The sequence below is a fragment of the Methylobacterium sp. E-005 genome (genome assembly GCF_022829725.1).
Classification (GTDB): domain Bacteria; phylum Pseudomonadota; class Alphaproteobacteria; order Rhizobiales; family Beijerinckiaceae; genus Methylobacterium.
Genome location: NZ_JAKSYG010000256.1, coordinates 310,333 through 325,024 on the forward strand (window position 1 = coordinate 310,333; position 14,692 = coordinate 325,024).

Here is a 14,692-nt window from a genome sequence, read left to right on the forward strand (position 1 = left end):
GGTTCGATCGTCGCGCGAATACGCCGCGTCGGTGCCTGGGCCACGTGCGCTGAACACATCCAGATTGACCGGGTGGGAGCCGTTTGCGCGACGCGCAACCGTGCGCCGCGTCCGCACGACTAGGCAGTGGCCCGAACGCTGTCATCCTCCGCATGCTGCGTCGCACAATCGAATGCGTACCGCTCCGGAGAGCCTCGCCGTGCCGCCACTGCCGATCCTTGCCCTGGCCGTTGCCTCCTTCGGCATCGGCACCACGGAATTCGTCATCATGGGGCTGCTGCCGGAGGTCGCCCGGAGCTTCGGCGTCACCATCCCGCAGGCCGGGTACCTCGTCTCGGGCTACGCCATGGGGGTGGTCGTGGGCGCCCCGATCGTGGCGATCGCGACGGCCCGCCTCCCGCGCAAGACCGCTCTCCTGGCTTTGATGGGCGTCTTTCTGCTCGGCAACCTCGGCTGCGCTTTGGCGCCGAGCTACACGTTGCTGATGGCGGCGCGCGTGCTCACCGCCTTCGCGCACGGCGCCTTTTTCGGGATCGGGGCCGTCGTGGCGCGGGATCTCGTGCCGCGCGAGCGGCGTACCCAAGCCGTCTCGCTCATGTTCGCCGGCCTCACCCTCGCCAACGTGCTGGGTGTTCCCCTCGGCACTGCCCTCGGGCAAGTCGCCGGGTGGCGTTCGACCTTCTGGGCCGTGGTGGCGATCGGCATTGCCGCGGGCGTGGCGATCCAGATCTGCGTGCCCGCTGGGCTGCCTGGCACGCGGGGACGCCTGCTCAGCGAGTTCCGGGCCCTCGGCCGCTGGCCGGTGCTGCGGCCCATGCTGATCTCGACCCTGTCGTCGGTCAGCTTCTTCACGGTATTCACCTACATCACGCCGTTCCTGACCAACGTCACCGGGTTCACGCCCCACGGTGTGACCGGCGTGCTGTTCGCCGCCGGGGTAGGTCTGACCCTCGGAAACCTCGCGGGTGGGCATTTCGCCGACCGAGGCCAGATGGCGACGATCATCAGCAGCATCCTCGGTATCGTGGCGGTGCTCCTGACCTTGGCTCTGGTGGCGCACCATCCGGTCATGACGGTCGCGGTGCTGGTCCTGTGGTCGGGGCTGGCCTTCGCGCTGGTCTCTCCGCTGCAGATCTGGGTGGTCGAGGCCGCGAGCGATGCGCCGAATCTCGCCTCGACGCTCAATCAGGGGGCGTTCAACCTCGGCAACGCCACCGGCGCCTGGATCGGCGGCTTAGCTCTGACGTTGGGGGCCGGCTACGGCGAATTGCCTCTGATCGCAGCCACCGTCTCGCTGGTCGCCCTGGGCCTGACCCTGACGGCGGTCGGCCGTTCGGCGCGGCTGCTCGCCCGGTCTCAACCATCCGCCTGATTGCGGCGTCGTGTTCTCAAGCTCGGCATGCGACCGGCCGGGCCGATAACGGGCCGGAGACGCGCTGCGCGCGCCTCCCATCCTCGATGGCCGTATCAGCGATGCCCGCTGCGCTCAGCACTTGAATGGATCGCCGGGTCGGTCTGTCTCAGAAACGCAGCTGTCGATATGGTCTGTGATCGACCATCCGAGCAGACCCAGCGAAACCAGAAGCAGAACCAGAGCGATCATGCGTGCCATGTTGGTTGCAGCCGAGTCGACTCACAGGACAAGTCTGGTTTTCAGCTGCGTAGCATGACATCAGATCCCGGTGTGGTCGACACGCCTCCATGGCGAGCGCGCATTTGTCTTGCGGCTTGGGTTCGGAAAGCGACTTACTCTGCGCGTACGAGGTCGCCGAGCAGGCTCGCCGCGACCGTTGCCTTGGAGACCGTGAGGCCGGAGGCGCGGATCGCGTCCACCGCGTCACGGATCCGCGCGAGCGGCGCCCCCCGGGCCTTGGCCCAGGCCTCGACCGCGCCGGGTCCGGCCCCCAGATCGGCCACGACCTCGGCGGTCAGCTTGCGATGGGCGGCGGCGATGCCGGCCACGGCGCGCTCCAGGGCGACCCGATCGAACGTGTCGGCCACCGGGACATCCCGTGCCGCAGCCGCAAGATCGTCGAGGCGGAAGGCATGCTCCAATGCGAAATGTGTCGCCCCGACTTCTTCCACAGGCCGGCCGCTCAACTCGGCGACACGTACGATGTCGGGTGCCGAGGTCAGGGCGGTGAGGGAGGCAAGCCGCCGGGCGAGGGCAGGGGCCATACCCAGACCGCTGAGTTCCGCGGCACGGATATCGATTGCCGCGCGTGCCGCTTCGTCGAGGGCCTTCGGCAGGGCCGCCTCGACCGCCGCGATGCCATCCCGATAGCGCGCAACCACCGGCGCAAGGCCGCCGGTGAGATCGAGGTTGCGGATGAACCAGACGATCCGATTCATCAGCAGTTCCTGAACCTCCGCATACAGGTTGAGCTGGCCCTGGCCGGAGATCCGGCCCGCCAAGCCGTCGATGGCGAGGTTGAGTTCCATGAGACCGAAAGCGTCCCGCGTCACCGCGTAGGCCTTGGCGATGGTGGCGGCGTCCGCGCCGGTCCCGTCGACGAGGCGGGTCACCAGGGAGGGGCCGCCGCGGTTGACGATGATGTTGGCAAGCGCGGTCGAGATAATCTCACGGCGCAGCCGATGGCCCTTCACGACATCCGGGAATTGTTCGCGCAGGGCCTTCGGGAAATAGCGCTGCAATTCGCGCTCGAAATACGGGTCATTCGGGACCGCGCTGTCGAGAATCGCGTCGTGCAGCGACAATTTCGCGTAGGCAAGCAGCACCGCGTATTCCGGCCGGGTCAGCCCCTCGTTGCGGCGCAGGCGCTCGGCAAGCGTAGCATCGCTCGGCAGGAACTCGACCGCCCGGTCGAGGCGTCCCTCAGCCTCCAGGGCCTGCATGGTCCGTATGGCGAAGCCGGTCTCGCCGAGGCCGCCCCGCTGGGCCAGCGACAGGGCGAGTGTCTGTAATTCGTTGTTGCGCAGGACGAGGTGGCCGACCTCCTCGGTCATGGTCGCCAGCAGGACGTTGCGGGCCTCGTAGTTGAGGCGTCCGTCGCGCTCGGGCGTCATCAGGGCGATCTTGATGTTCACCTCGACGTCCGAGGTGTTGACGCCGGCCGAATTGTCGATCGCGTCGGTGTTAAGCCGGACGCCCGCCCGTGCCGCTTCGATACGACCACGCTGGGTCAGGCCGAGATTGGCGCCCTCGCCGATCACTTTTACCCGCAAGTCTGGCCCGGTGATGCGCACGGCGTCGTTGGCGCGGTCGCCGGCGTCTTCGTCGGTCTCGGTGGTGGCGCGGACATAGGTGCCGATGCCGCCGAACCACAACAGGTCGACCGGCGCCTTCAGAATCGCTTGCATCAATTCGGTCGGGGTGGCCTCGGCCTGGTCGAAGCCGAGGGCCACCCGGACCTGTTCGGAGAGTGGGATGGTCTTCAGGCTGCGGGAAAACACCCCCCCGCCTTGCGAGATCACGCCCCGGTCGTAATCCGCCCAGGACGAGCGGCCGAGATCGAACAGACGTCGCCGCTCGACAAAACCCGCCGGCGCGTCGGGGTTCGGATCGAGGAAAATGTCGCGATGATCAAAGGCGGCGATGAGCCGGATGCTTTGCGACAGCAGCATGCCGTTGCCGAACACGTCGCCCGACATGTCGCCAACGCCGACCACCGTGATTGGGTCGGTCTGCACATCGACGTCGATCTCGCGGAAATGGCGCCGCACGGCCTCCCAGGCGCCCCGGGCCGTGATGCCCATGCCCTTGTGGTCGTAACCCTGGCTGCCGCCGGACGCGAAGGCGTCCCCGAGCCAATGGCCCTTCTCCAGAGAGAGGGCGTTGGCGATGTCCGAGAAGGTCGCGGTGCCCTTGTCGGCGGCGACCACGAGGTAGGCGTCGTCCGGATCGTGCCGTACCGTGTCGGACGGCGGCACGATGGCATTGTCGACGATGTTGTCGGTGAGTTCGAGGAGCGTGCGGATGAAGATCCGGTAACTCTCGGTGCCTTCCCGCATCCAGGCGGCGCGGTCGGTGGGCGGTGGCAGACGCTTGGGGAAGAAGCCGCCTTTGGCACCCACCGGCACGATCACGGCGTTCTTCACCTGCTGGGCCTTCACGAGGCCCAGAATTTCGGTGCGGAAATCCTCCGGCCGGTCGGACCAGCGCAGGCCGCCGCGGGCGACGTAACCGAAGCGCAGATGCACGCCCTCCACCCGTGGGGCATAGACGAAGATCTCGAAGAGCGGCCGTGGCAGCGGCATGCCCGCCACCTTCGCGCAGGCGAATTTGAAGCTGATCGTCTCCCGAGGCTTCCCGTCCGCGCCGGTCTGGAAGAAGTTGGTCCGTACGGCCGCCTCGACGAGGTTGACGAAGCGGCGCAGGATCCGGTCGTCGTCGAGACTGGTGACGTCGGCGAGCGCATCCTCGATGCCGGCGCGCAGTTCCGCCGACCGTGCCGCACGGTCGCCCTCGACGGCGGGGTCGAACCGGACCCGGAACAGATTCACGAGCGCCCGGGCGATGCCGGGATGCCGGCTGAGGGTGCCGGCGAGGTAGTCCTGGCCGTAGCGGATGCGTAGCTGGCGCAGGTAGCGCCCGAAGGCCCGCAGCAGCGCGGCCTCCCGCCAGTCGAGGGCCGCTTCCAGGATCAGGCGGTTGTAGCCGTCGGACTCCGCCGAGCCCTCCGCGATGGCGAGCAGCGCGACTTCGAGGGGTTGCTCCAGCGCAGCCAGATCGATCGGAGCACCACTGGCGCCTTCGAGCAGCATATCGTGCATCCAGACCCGGTCCGCCTCGGCGGCACCCGCTGGCGCGATCCGGTAGGTCCGTTCGTTGATAACCCGGAAGCCGAGATGTTCGAGAACCGGCACCCGGTCCGAGAGGGCGATCGCGGTCCCGCGCGAGAAGACCTTCAGGCGTACCTGCGCGGTGGCATCCGATCCACGGCGGCCGAGATGTACGGCGCGCGGCTGCACCGCGCTGAGACCCTCCAGGATCGCGACGTCGTCGACGGCGACCTCCGGCTGGAAGTTGTCCCGGTAGGCAGCTGAAAACGCCTCCGCGTACCGGCCGGCGAGGAGCCGCGCCCGCTCGCCACCCTGTCGCTGCGCGAGGGCGGCCCGCAGGGCATCGCCCCAGGTCCGGATCAGGGTGCCGATACCGGCTTCGAGGCTCGCCGGATCGATCTCCGGCGCCCCCTGATCGGGCAGGCCGACGATGTAGTGGGTACGGGCGAGGGGGCCCTCCGGAAAGTCCGGATAGGCGGCGCTGAGCCGTCCACCATAGGCTTCGGCGAGGTAGGCACCGATCCGCGCGCGGACCGTCGAGTCGTAGCGGTCCTTCGGCACGTAGACGAGGAGCGAAACGAAGCGTCCGAAGCGGTCCGGCCGCGACAGAACCCGGATCCGCGGTCGGTCGGCGAGGTTGGCGATGGCCAGGGTGAACCGGTAGAGCCGCTCGCCGTCGATCTGGAACAGCTCGTCGCGCGGGTAGCTCTCCAGCACCGCCAGGAGGCTGCGCCCGGCGTGGCTGGTCGGATCGAGCCCGGCGCGGGCGACGACGGCATCGACCTTCCGGCGCAGGACCGGCACCTCGCGGGCGGGGCTGGTGTAGGCGGAGGCGGTGAACAGGCCAACGATCCGCACCTCGCCTGAGAGCTTGCCCGTCCCGGAGAATAACTTGACGCCGACATAATCGAGATAGGCGGCGCGGTGGACGCGGGACTTCACGCTCGCCTTGGTGATGATGAGCGGCTGCGGCTCCTCCAGGAAGGCCAAGATCTCAGGCGTGTAATCCACCGGCGTCCGGCCCCGGCGCAGCGGCGTGGCTCCGGGATCGCGCAGGACGCCGAGGCTCGATCCTCCCACGAGGGGGTGGGCCTCCCCGTCGATCCCGTGCTCCTGCATCCCGAGCAGCAGGAACTGGCCATCGATCAGCCATTCCAGGAAGGCACGCGCCTCCTCGGTCTCGCCCTCCGGCATCGGGCCGGGAGAATGCCCGAGCTGCGCCGCGAGATCGGTCAGGCGCGCCAGCATGGCGTCGTGATCGTTCCCTGCCAGAGCGACGTCGCCATACACCGCAGCCAGGGCTTCCAGCAGACGCGCGCCGGCCTCGGCCTCGGTGCGGTCGAAATGGATATGGAGGAAGCTCTCGCGCGCGAGACTCCCATGGGCATCCGCGGTGGTCTCGCCGACCACGCGAATCAGCGTTCCCTCGGGATCACGCTCGACGCCCAGGATCGGGTGCGCGACGAGATCGGGCGACAGGCCCCGCTCGGTGAGTTCAGCCAGCGTGGAATCGAGCAGGAACGGGCGGTTGTCATTGATGACTTCGAGGATGGTGACTTCGCGGCGGCGTCCATCGCGAACGAGTTCGGCTTCGCTCAGGCGCATCCGGGCGGGGTCGCCCGGCCGGCGCGGCTCGGCCAGAAACGCCCGGGCCCGGGCGGCGAGGTCGGCCAGGGCATCGGCTGAATAGGGGGCCAGATCCTCTGGGGTGACGCGCCCGAACAGATCGCGCACGAAGCCGCCCGGTCCGCCCTGGCGCCCGACGATCTCGGCGGCGGCCTCGATCAAGCCCGTGCGGGCGGTCTTCTGCTCCGAGGATGACAACGCCGTCGCGGTTTCGAGTGTCATCGCGCTGCTCCCGAACCGGGTGAGTCGACCCAACCGATAGCAGCACGACCGGCCGTGTCGATGACACGCGGCCTCGGTTTGCCGATCAACCCGTGTCGATCGACGTGAACCGTCAGGGTTGGCTTGCCGCAGCGGGCATAGGTGCATATACACCTATGCCATGAGCGAGTCGCCAAACGAGCCCTGCACCTGCTCCGCGCTCCGTCGTGCCACCCGGGCGCTGACCGCGTGCTACGACGCGGCGCTGAAGCCTGCCGGCCTGCGGGTGACGCAGTTCGCGATCCTCCGCCATCTGGACCGGCTCGGGCCTATCCCCGTCTCGCGGCTCGCCGCAGAGGCGGCGTTGGAGCGGACCACGATGGGCCGCAACCTGGATCCGCTCAAGCGCCGCGGTCTCGTGACGGTCACCCCGGGCGCCCTGGATCCGCGGGAACGACTCGTCGCAATGACGGAGGCCGGCCGCGGCGCGCTCGCGGCGGCGACGCCCTATTGGCGGGATGCGCAGGCGCGCATCAACGCCCGGATCGATCCCGCCACCGTCTCCGCCGTGGCGGAGGCGCTGATCTCCGCGACCTGACCGATCCGCCCGCTGACCATCCCGCCCCGGAGCCCGTCCATGTCCGCCATTTCCCAGACGCGCCCCGGATCGCGCCTGCATTATGCCTGGATCATCGCCGCGGTGACCTTCCTGGTCCTCCTCGTCGGCGCGGGCGTACGCGCCACGCCGAGCGTGTTGATCGTGCCCTGGGAGCGCGAGTTCGGCTGGACCGCGGCGACGATCGGCGTTGGGATCGCGCTCAACATCTTCCTGTACGGCATGATCGGCCCCTTCGCGGTCGCGATCATCGAGCGGTTCGGCCTGAGGCGCTCGGTCTGCACGGCGCTCCTGATCCTGGCCATCGGTACAGCGTCCACCAGCCTGATGACCGCGCCGTGGCAGATGGTGCTGCTCTGGGGCATCGTGGTCGGCTCAGGCTCCGGCATGGTTGCGAACGTGCTGGGCGCCACGGTCGCGGGGCGCTGGTTCGCCAAGCGGCGCGGGCTGGTGCTCGGCATGCTGACCGCGAGCAGCGCCACCGGACAGCTCGTCTTCCTGCCGATGCTCGCCTCCCTGGCGGTCGGACAGGGCTGGCGCTCGGTTTCCCTGGTTGTCGCCGTCGCGACGCTGGCTCTGATCCCACTCGTCGCCCTGCTTCTGCGCGACCGGCCGGCCGATCTGGGCCTGCCCCGCTACGGCGAAGCGACGGTGACGCCGACGCCGGTCCTGACCGAGAACCCGGCGGTTCGAGCCCTGCGCGGCCTGCGGACGGGCCTGCGCTCCAAGGATTTCTGGCTGCTCGCCGGCACGTTCTTCATCTGCGGCGCCTCGACCAACGGGCTGGTCGGCACCCATCTGATCCCCGCCTGTATCGACCATGGGATTCCGGAGGTCACCGCCGCGGGTCTGCTGGCGTTGATGGGCATCTGCGACCTCGTCGGGACAACGGCGTCGGGCTGGCTCACGGATCGGTTCGATTCGCGCAAGCTCCTGGTGTGGTATTACGGGCTGCGCGGCCTCTCGCTGATCTTTCTGCCCTATTCGTTCGATCTCAGCTTCTACGGTCTGTCGCTGTTTGCCGTGTTCTACGGACTCGACTGGATCGCCACCGTGCCGCCGACCGTCCAGCTCGCGGGAAAATCCTTTGGCGAGGAGAACGCGGCGCTGATGTTCGGCTGGATCGCGGCCGCGCACCAGATCGGCGCGGCGTCGGCGGCCTGGCTCGCCGGCATGGTGCGGACCGACACCGGCACCTATTTCGGCGCGTTCGTCTCGGCGGGTCTGCTGTGCCTCGTCGCGGCGCTGATGGCGACCTTCGTGGGTCGCAGCCCGCGGGAGCCGGCCCTGCGTCCGCTGCCGGCCTGAACTGCAGCGGACGGGCATGGTTGCCTTAAGCGTGCCGTGATGGGAGCGCCCTGAACGGCTCGTTCCCGCGCAAGCCGAGGCCCGCCTTGACCATCGCCGTCCGGCCCGTCCCGCCGGCCCAGGAGATCCGCGCCCCGCGCCCCTGGTCGGGCCCGGGCTTCGCCGAGTTCGTCGCCATCATCGCGCTGATGATGGCGGTGACGGCGATCTCCATCGACAACCTGCTGCCGGCCTTCCCGGCGATCGAGGCGCGCTTCGCGGTCGCGGACCCGAACCGACTGCAGCTCCTCGTCTACGTCTACATGATCGGCTTCGGTGTCGCGCAGATCGTCTACGGGCCAATCTCCGACACGGTCGGGCGCCGGCCGGTGCTGCTGGGAAGCCTCGCGATCTACGTCATCGGCTGCGGCCTCGCCATGGTGGCGCCGAGCTTCTTCTGGCTGCTCGCCGCCCGGATCATTCAGGGGATCGGCGCGGCCGGCGGCCGGGTGCTCTCCGTGGCGATCGTGCGCGACCGCTTCTCCGGCCGCGAGATGGCGAGCGTGATGTCGCTTACCATGATGGTCTTCCTGATCGTCCCGATGATCGCCCCGGCGATCGGCGGCATGATGCTGGCGCTGGGCTCCTGGGTCTATGTCTTCGTCTCCATGCTGGTCCTGGCGTTCTGGCTGGCCGTCTGGTTCTCCTGGCGGATGCCGGAGACCATGCATCCGGAATACCGGCGCCCGCTCTCGCCGGCCGCGACCTGGGCGGCGATCCGCCTGACGCTCAGGACCCGCGTGGCCATCGGCTACACGACCGCGCTCGGGCTGCTGACCGGCTGCATCATGGGCTATGTCGGCTCGGCCCAGCAGGTCTTCGACACCGGCCTGTACCATCTCGGCCCGCTCTTCCCCCTGGCCTTCGGGCTCGTGGCGGGCGCAATGGGCACGGCGACGCTGATCAACGCCCGGGTGGTGCGGCGGCTCGGGATGCGGGCGATGTCGCATGGCGGCGTCATCGCGTTTACGCTGGTCGGGCTCCTGCAGGTCGCCGTCGGGCTGGCTTACGATGGGCATCCGCCGCTGGCTTTGTTCCTGGCGATCCTGGCGCTGAACCAGTTTCTGATCAGCTTCGCGATGCCCAACTTCAATGCCCTGGCGCTGGAGCCGCTCGGCGCCATCGCTGGCACGGCCTCCTCGTTTCTCGGCTTCTACACCACGATCCTCGGCGCCTTCTGCGGCTTCGTGATCGGCCAAGCCTTCGATGGAACGGTGCTGCCGGTCGGGATCGGCTACGCGGCCCTCGGCGGCCTCGCCCTGATCGTGGTCGCCTGGACCGAGCGCGGGCGGCTGTTCCGGGGCGGCGTTGCCGGCTGAGCGCTCAGCTTAACCGGGTCTTCAGCGGCGACGGCCAAGCTCCGGTCGTTCTCCCAGCCGACCGGACCCCCGATGATCGACCGCGCCCAGAACGGAACGCTTCTCGCCGCGCGGCTGCTGCTCGCCGCTGCGCTCCTGCCCACGGGGATCGCGCGGGCTCTCAATGTCTCGGGCTTCGCGCTGACGCTCGCGGGCGGTGGCGTGCCGTTCCCGAATGCCGTGGCCACGGGGGCGGTCGTCGTCCAGGTCTTCGGGCCGCTGGCGCTGATCCTCGGCGTGTTGCCGCGGCTCACCGGACTGGCGCTCGCCGCCTTCGCGACGCTGACGGCCTTCGTGCTCCACACGTTCTGGCACTATGTCGGCCCGGCGGCCATCGCTGAACGCACGCTCCTGCTGGCCGATCTCGGCCTCGCCGGGGGCTTTCTGATGTACGCCCTGACGGGCCCCGGCGCCTGGAGCTGGCAGGGCTGGCGCGCCGGAGCGGTGGCGGACGTGCCGAAGGCCAAGCCCGCCGCCGGAAAAGCCCCGATTAAGGCCCCGGCGGCGCGGGGCGGCAAGCGGTCCGCCGGCCGGTCCCCCGCCCGCGCCGCGGCCTGATCGCCGGAGCGTCCTTCTATCCGTGCCGCGGCCGCATTTCGGGGGCGGTCGGCGGCGTCTGGGCGACCATCTGGCGCCCGGAGATCTCGGCTCCGGCATCCGGCGACAGGTCGCGGAATGCCAGCACGGAGGCCGCCGAGATCACCGCCACGGCGAAGAAGGCCGGCCCGAAATCGCCCGCCTCGATTTGCGTCCGGCCATGTAGGCCGGCGGTCCCCTCAAGCGCCAACGCGCCGAGCGTCACGCCGAGGCTGAGCGAAAGCTGCTGGCAGACGCTGGCGAAGCTCGTGGCCGCGCTCATCTCGCGGGATTCGAGGTCGGCATACGCAATGGCGTTGACGCAGGTGAACTGGATCGAGCGCGAGCAGCCACCGACGAACAGCAGGGCCACCATGACCCAGTGGGACGTCTGCGCCGTATAAAAACCGTTCACCGCCAGGAAGGCCGAGGCCAGCAGCGCATTCCACGTCATCAGCGTGCGGAATCCCGTCCGGCGCAGGATCTTCGGCGCCAGGGTCTTCACGAACATCGCGCCGGCGGCCGCCGCGAAGGTGATCAGCCCCGAATGCAGCGCATCGAGCCCGAACCCGACCTGCAGCATCAGCGGCAGCAGGAACGGGATCGCCCCGGTGCCAATCCGGAACAGGCTCCCGCCGAGCACCGCGACCCGGAAGGTCGGCCGCTCCATCAGATCGAGCCGGACGATCGGGTGGGCGACTCGCCTCGCGTGCGCCCAGTACAGCGGCAAGAGGATCGCGCCGCCGGCGAGGCAGCCCCAGGAGACCGAAGCCGGCAGCAGGTGGCGCCCCAGCGAGGCCAAGCCGAGCATCAGGGCGGCGAGCCCAGTCCCAAGCAGCAGGAAGCCCATGATGTCGAGGGGCGGCCGTTCCGCCTCGCGGACATCCTCGAAGTACAGGGTCGCCAGCACGATCCCGGCGCATCCGATCGGCAGGTTGATGAAGAAGATCCAGCGCCAGTCGAACCAAGTCGTGATCAGGCCCCCGACCGGCGGCCCGAGCACCGGACCGACGAGGGCCGGGAAGGTCAGATAGGCGAGCGCCGTCACGAGCTGCGATTTCGGCACGCTGCGCAGCACGACGAGCCGCCCGACCGGCACCATCATGGCGCCGCCCATCCCCTGCAGGAATCGCGCGGCGACGAACCAAGCCAGCCCGTTTGCGGCCGCGCAGGCGAGCGAGCCCGCCATGAACACCACGAGCGCCACCCGGAAGACATTGCGGGCGCCGTAGCGGTCCGCCATCCAGCCGCTGACCGGGATGAAGATCGCGAGGCTGACCAGGTAGGAGGTCAGGGCGAGCTTCAGGGCGATCGGATCCTCGCTGAGGCTTGCGGCGATGCTCGGCAGCGCCGTGGCGATCACCGTGGAATCGGTGTTCTCCATGAACAGAGCGGTGGCGACCGTCAGCGGGACGATCCAGAACGGTCTTTGGGCGGGGGAGGGCATCACGGTGCAGACGCGTGTGGCGCCGTGTCGGTTGCACGGCGTTGGGGCGGACTCGCACCCGCGTGTTTCGCGAATGTATCTATCTTGTCACAGAAGTTGTGTCGCTAAGCGGCGGCACCTTTTGTAGGGGGTGCGCAATGGCTACGTTTGCTTCACGCGGCCGTAAGTTCGGTCTGTTGGAAGGGTCCACCCATGGGGCGGACCATGAGGAGTTCGATGCCGTCCAGCCCCAGCAAGGCCCGTTTTCTGCCGCGGATCGCCGCCGGCATCGCCCTGTTTTCGATGGTGACAGCCTGCGGCACCGTCCTGCTCAATGACCGCGGCTCCCTGACGCGCTACGACCGGCTGAAGGCGAGCGATCAAGTCGCCTCCGCGTCGCGGATCTATGTCGACCGGCCGGCGCTCGCCAAGGCCCATACGGTGCGTATCATCCCGACGGCGTTCCACGCCGACGTGGCGGGGGCGGGACCGCTCACCCCGGCCGAGCGGCGCTTGATCGCCAACGCGGCCGATAGGGCGCTCTGCTACGACCTATCGCTGAAATACGACATCGTGTCCGGTCGCGACGCAGATCTCACAGTTCGGGCGCAGGTGACCCGTGTGGATCCGACGGATCTGCTCGGGGCCGGCGCGACCATCGCGGGATCGGCCGGCGTCACGGTCGCCTCGCAATTCGGGTTGAGCGCCGCCGAGGGCGTTGGGCGCATCCCGATTCCGCGCATCCCGATCGGGCTCGGCAGCCTGACCGTGGAGGCCGAGGCCCTCGATCGCCGCCGCGAGCAGCGCGCCGCCATGGTGTGGGGTGGCGCGGCGAATTCCTTTACCAGCCAGCCGCGCTTCTCCCGGGCGAGCGACGCCTACGACCTCGCGGGCGAGTTCGGCCAGGATTTCGGTTACATGCTTGCCACGGGCGACGACCCGTTCACCGCGCCCAACACCCTGCCGACCTGGGACCGCATCCGCATCACTACCCTCGGCGAGGCGCCCCTCGACCCGGATTGCGAGGCGTTCGGCCGGGCGCCGGGGATCGATGGCATTCTCGGCGATTATATCGGCCTGCCACCCGAATACACCGACAAGGGGCCTGGGGCGCCGGCGCTACGCTGAGGCGGCAAACCGGCGGCGCGGCACGAAAAACCCGTGAGCCATGCGTGTTTTCGCGTTGCGCCGCGGCAAGCGCGCATTGGCGCGGTCGTGGTCACCGTGATACTGGCACTTGCCAACCCGATCCCGCTGCGCGCCCCCCCAAACGCGCCGCCGTCCGAGGAAAGTTGGCAGATGGCCCGAGTAGAAACCGCATCGATCATCGAGGGCCTGACCTTCGACGACGTGCTCCTGCGGCCAGCCGCCTCCTCGGTGATGCCGACCGAGGTCAGCGTCGCCTCCCGCCTGACCCGCACGATCCCGCTCAACCTGCCGATCCTCGCCTCCGCGATGGACACGGTGACCGAGGCGCCGATGGCGATCGCCATGGCGGCCAATGGCGGCATGGGCGTCATCCATCGCAACCTCGAGCCGCCGGAGCAGGCCGAGCAGGTCCGCCTCGTCAAGAAGTACGAGTCCGGCATGGTGATGAACCCGATCACCATCCATCCGGACGAGACCCTGGCCGACGCCTTCGAGGTGATGAAGCGCAACCGGATCTCCGGCATACCGGTGGTGGAGCGCGGGCCGAACGGCTCGCGGGGCAAGCTCGTCGGCATCCTGACCAACCGGGACGTGCGCTTCGCCACCAACTCCGCCCAGCCGGTCGCCGAACTGATGACCCGGGACCGCCTGATCACGGTCCGGGAGGGCGTGACCCAGGACGAGGCCAAGCGCCTGCTGCACCAATTCCGGATCGAGAAGCTGCTGGTCGTCGACGATCATTACCGCTGCATCGGCCTGATCACCGTCAAGGACATCGAGAAGCGCGTTACCTACCCCTTCGCCGTGAAGGACGAGCAGGGTCGCCTGCGGGTCGCGGCTGCCACCACCACGGGCGACAGCGGCTTCGAGCGGGCCGAGCGCCTGATCGATGCCGGCTGCGACGTGATCGTGGTCGACACCGCGCATGGCCACTCGATTAAGGTGCTCGACGCCGTCGCCCGGGTGAAGCAGCTCTCGAACGCCGTGCAGGTGGTTGCCGGCAACGTCGCCACCCGCGAGGGCGCTCAGGCGCTGATCGATGCCGGTGCGGACGCCATCAAGGTGGGCATCGGCCCGGGCTCGATCTGCACGACGCGGATCGTGGCGGGCGTGGGCGTGCCGCAGCTCACCGCGCTCATGGAGGCAGTCGAGGCCGCCGCCGACGCCGACATTCCGGTGATCGCCGACGGCGGCATCAAGTATTCCGGCGATCTCGCCAAGGCGATCGCAGCCGGCGCCTCGGTGGCGATGCTCGGCTCGCTGCTGGCCGGCACCGACGAGGCGCCGGGCGAGGTGTTCCTCTATCAGGGTCGCTCGTACAAATCGTACCGGGGCATGGGCTCGGTGGGCGCGATGGCCCGCGGCTCGGCGGACCGCTACTTCCAGGCCGAGGTCAGCGACACCCACAAGCTCGTGCCGGAGGGCATCGAGGGCCAGGTGCCCTACAAGGGCCCGGTGGGCAACGTCCTGCACCAGCTCGCCGGCGGCCTGCGGGCCGCCATGGGCTATGTCGGCGGCGCGACGATCCCGGATTTTCAGGAGCGCGCGCGCTTCATCCGCATTACCAATGCCGGCCTGCGGGAGAGCCACGTCCACGACGTGACGATCACGCGGGAAAGCCCCAACTACCCGTCGCGGACCTGAGGATCT

At 69.0% G+C, this 14,692-nt stretch carries 9 protein-coding genes; 7 read left to right on the forward strand and 2 right to left on the reverse strand.

Annotated features, from left to right (window positions below; genetic code table 11):
• Positions 1 to 172 precede the first annotated feature (172 nt).
• Positions 173 to 1,372: an MFS transporter gene (locus tag MKK88_RS32435; protein ID WP_279602685.1), complete on the forward strand. Its 1,200-nt coding sequence runs from the start codon at positions 173 to 175 to the stop codon at positions 1,370 to 1,372.
• A gap of 374 nt (positions 1,373 to 1,746) precedes the next feature.
• Here the strand turns inward: MKK88_RS32435 and MKK88_RS32440 are convergent, their stop codons facing one another.
• Entirely contained in the window at positions 1,747 to 6,591 is a 4,845-nt protein-coding gene (locus MKK88_RS32440) for an NAD-glutamate dehydrogenase (protein WP_244007688.1), read from the reverse strand.
• Between the two features lie 160 nt (positions 6,592 to 6,751).
• On the opposite strand from MKK88_RS32440, the gene MKK88_RS32445 reads away from it, so the two are divergent.
• From MKK88_RS32445 to MKK88_RS32460, 4 genes are all read left to right on the forward strand, one after another.
• The gene (locus tag MKK88_RS32445; protein WP_244007690.1) at positions 6,752 to 7,168 is read left to right on the forward strand and encodes a MarR family winged helix-turn-helix transcriptional regulator; all 417 of its coding nucleotides are present in this window, start codon (positions 6,752 to 6,754) and stop codon (positions 7,166 to 7,168) included.
• A gap of 39 nt (positions 7,169 to 7,207) precedes the next feature.
• Entirely contained in the window at positions 7,208 to 8,494 is a 1,287-nt protein-coding gene (locus MKK88_RS32450) for an MFS transporter (RefSeq protein WP_244007692.1), read from the forward strand.
• Between the two features lie 191 nt (positions 8,495 to 8,685).
• Positions 8,686 to 9,852: a multidrug effflux MFS transporter gene (locus MKK88_RS32455; RefSeq protein WP_244007967.1), complete on the forward strand. Its 1,167-nt coding sequence runs from the start codon at positions 8,686 to 8,688 to the stop codon at positions 9,850 to 9,852.
• A 72-nt stretch (positions 9,853 to 9,924) separates the two neighbouring features.
• On the forward strand, positions 9,925 to 10,449 hold the full coding sequence (locus MKK88_RS32460; protein WP_244007693.1) for a DoxX family protein: 525 nt from the start codon (positions 9,925 to 9,927) through the stop codon (positions 10,447 to 10,449).
• A 16-nt stretch (positions 10,450 to 10,465) separates the two neighbouring features.
• On the opposite strand, the gene MKK88_RS32465 is transcribed toward MKK88_RS32460, so the two are convergent.
• A complete protein-coding gene (locus MKK88_RS32465) occupies positions 10,466 to 11,914 on the reverse strand; it encodes an MFS transporter (protein WP_244007695.1) in 1,449 nt (482 codons plus the stop codon).
• 216 nt (positions 11,915 to 12,130) lie between these two features.
• Here MKK88_RS32465 and MKK88_RS32470 point away from each other — a divergent pair, with 216 nt between their 5' ends.
• Together MKK88_RS32470 and guaB are read left to right on the forward strand one after the other, a co-directional pair.
• On the forward strand, positions 12,131 to 13,021 hold the full coding sequence (locus MKK88_RS32470; RefSeq protein ID WP_244007697.1) for a DUF3313 domain-containing protein: 891 nt from the start codon (positions 12,131 to 12,133) through the stop codon (positions 13,019 to 13,021).
• A 171-nt stretch (positions 13,022 to 13,192) separates the two neighbouring features.
• Positions 13,193 to 14,686: an IMP dehydrogenase gene (gene guaB / locus MKK88_RS32475; RefSeq protein ID WP_244007699.1), complete on the forward strand. Its 1,494-nt coding sequence runs from the start codon at positions 13,193 to 13,195 to the stop codon at positions 14,684 to 14,686.
• Positions 14,687 to 14,692: the final 6 nt, after the last annotated feature.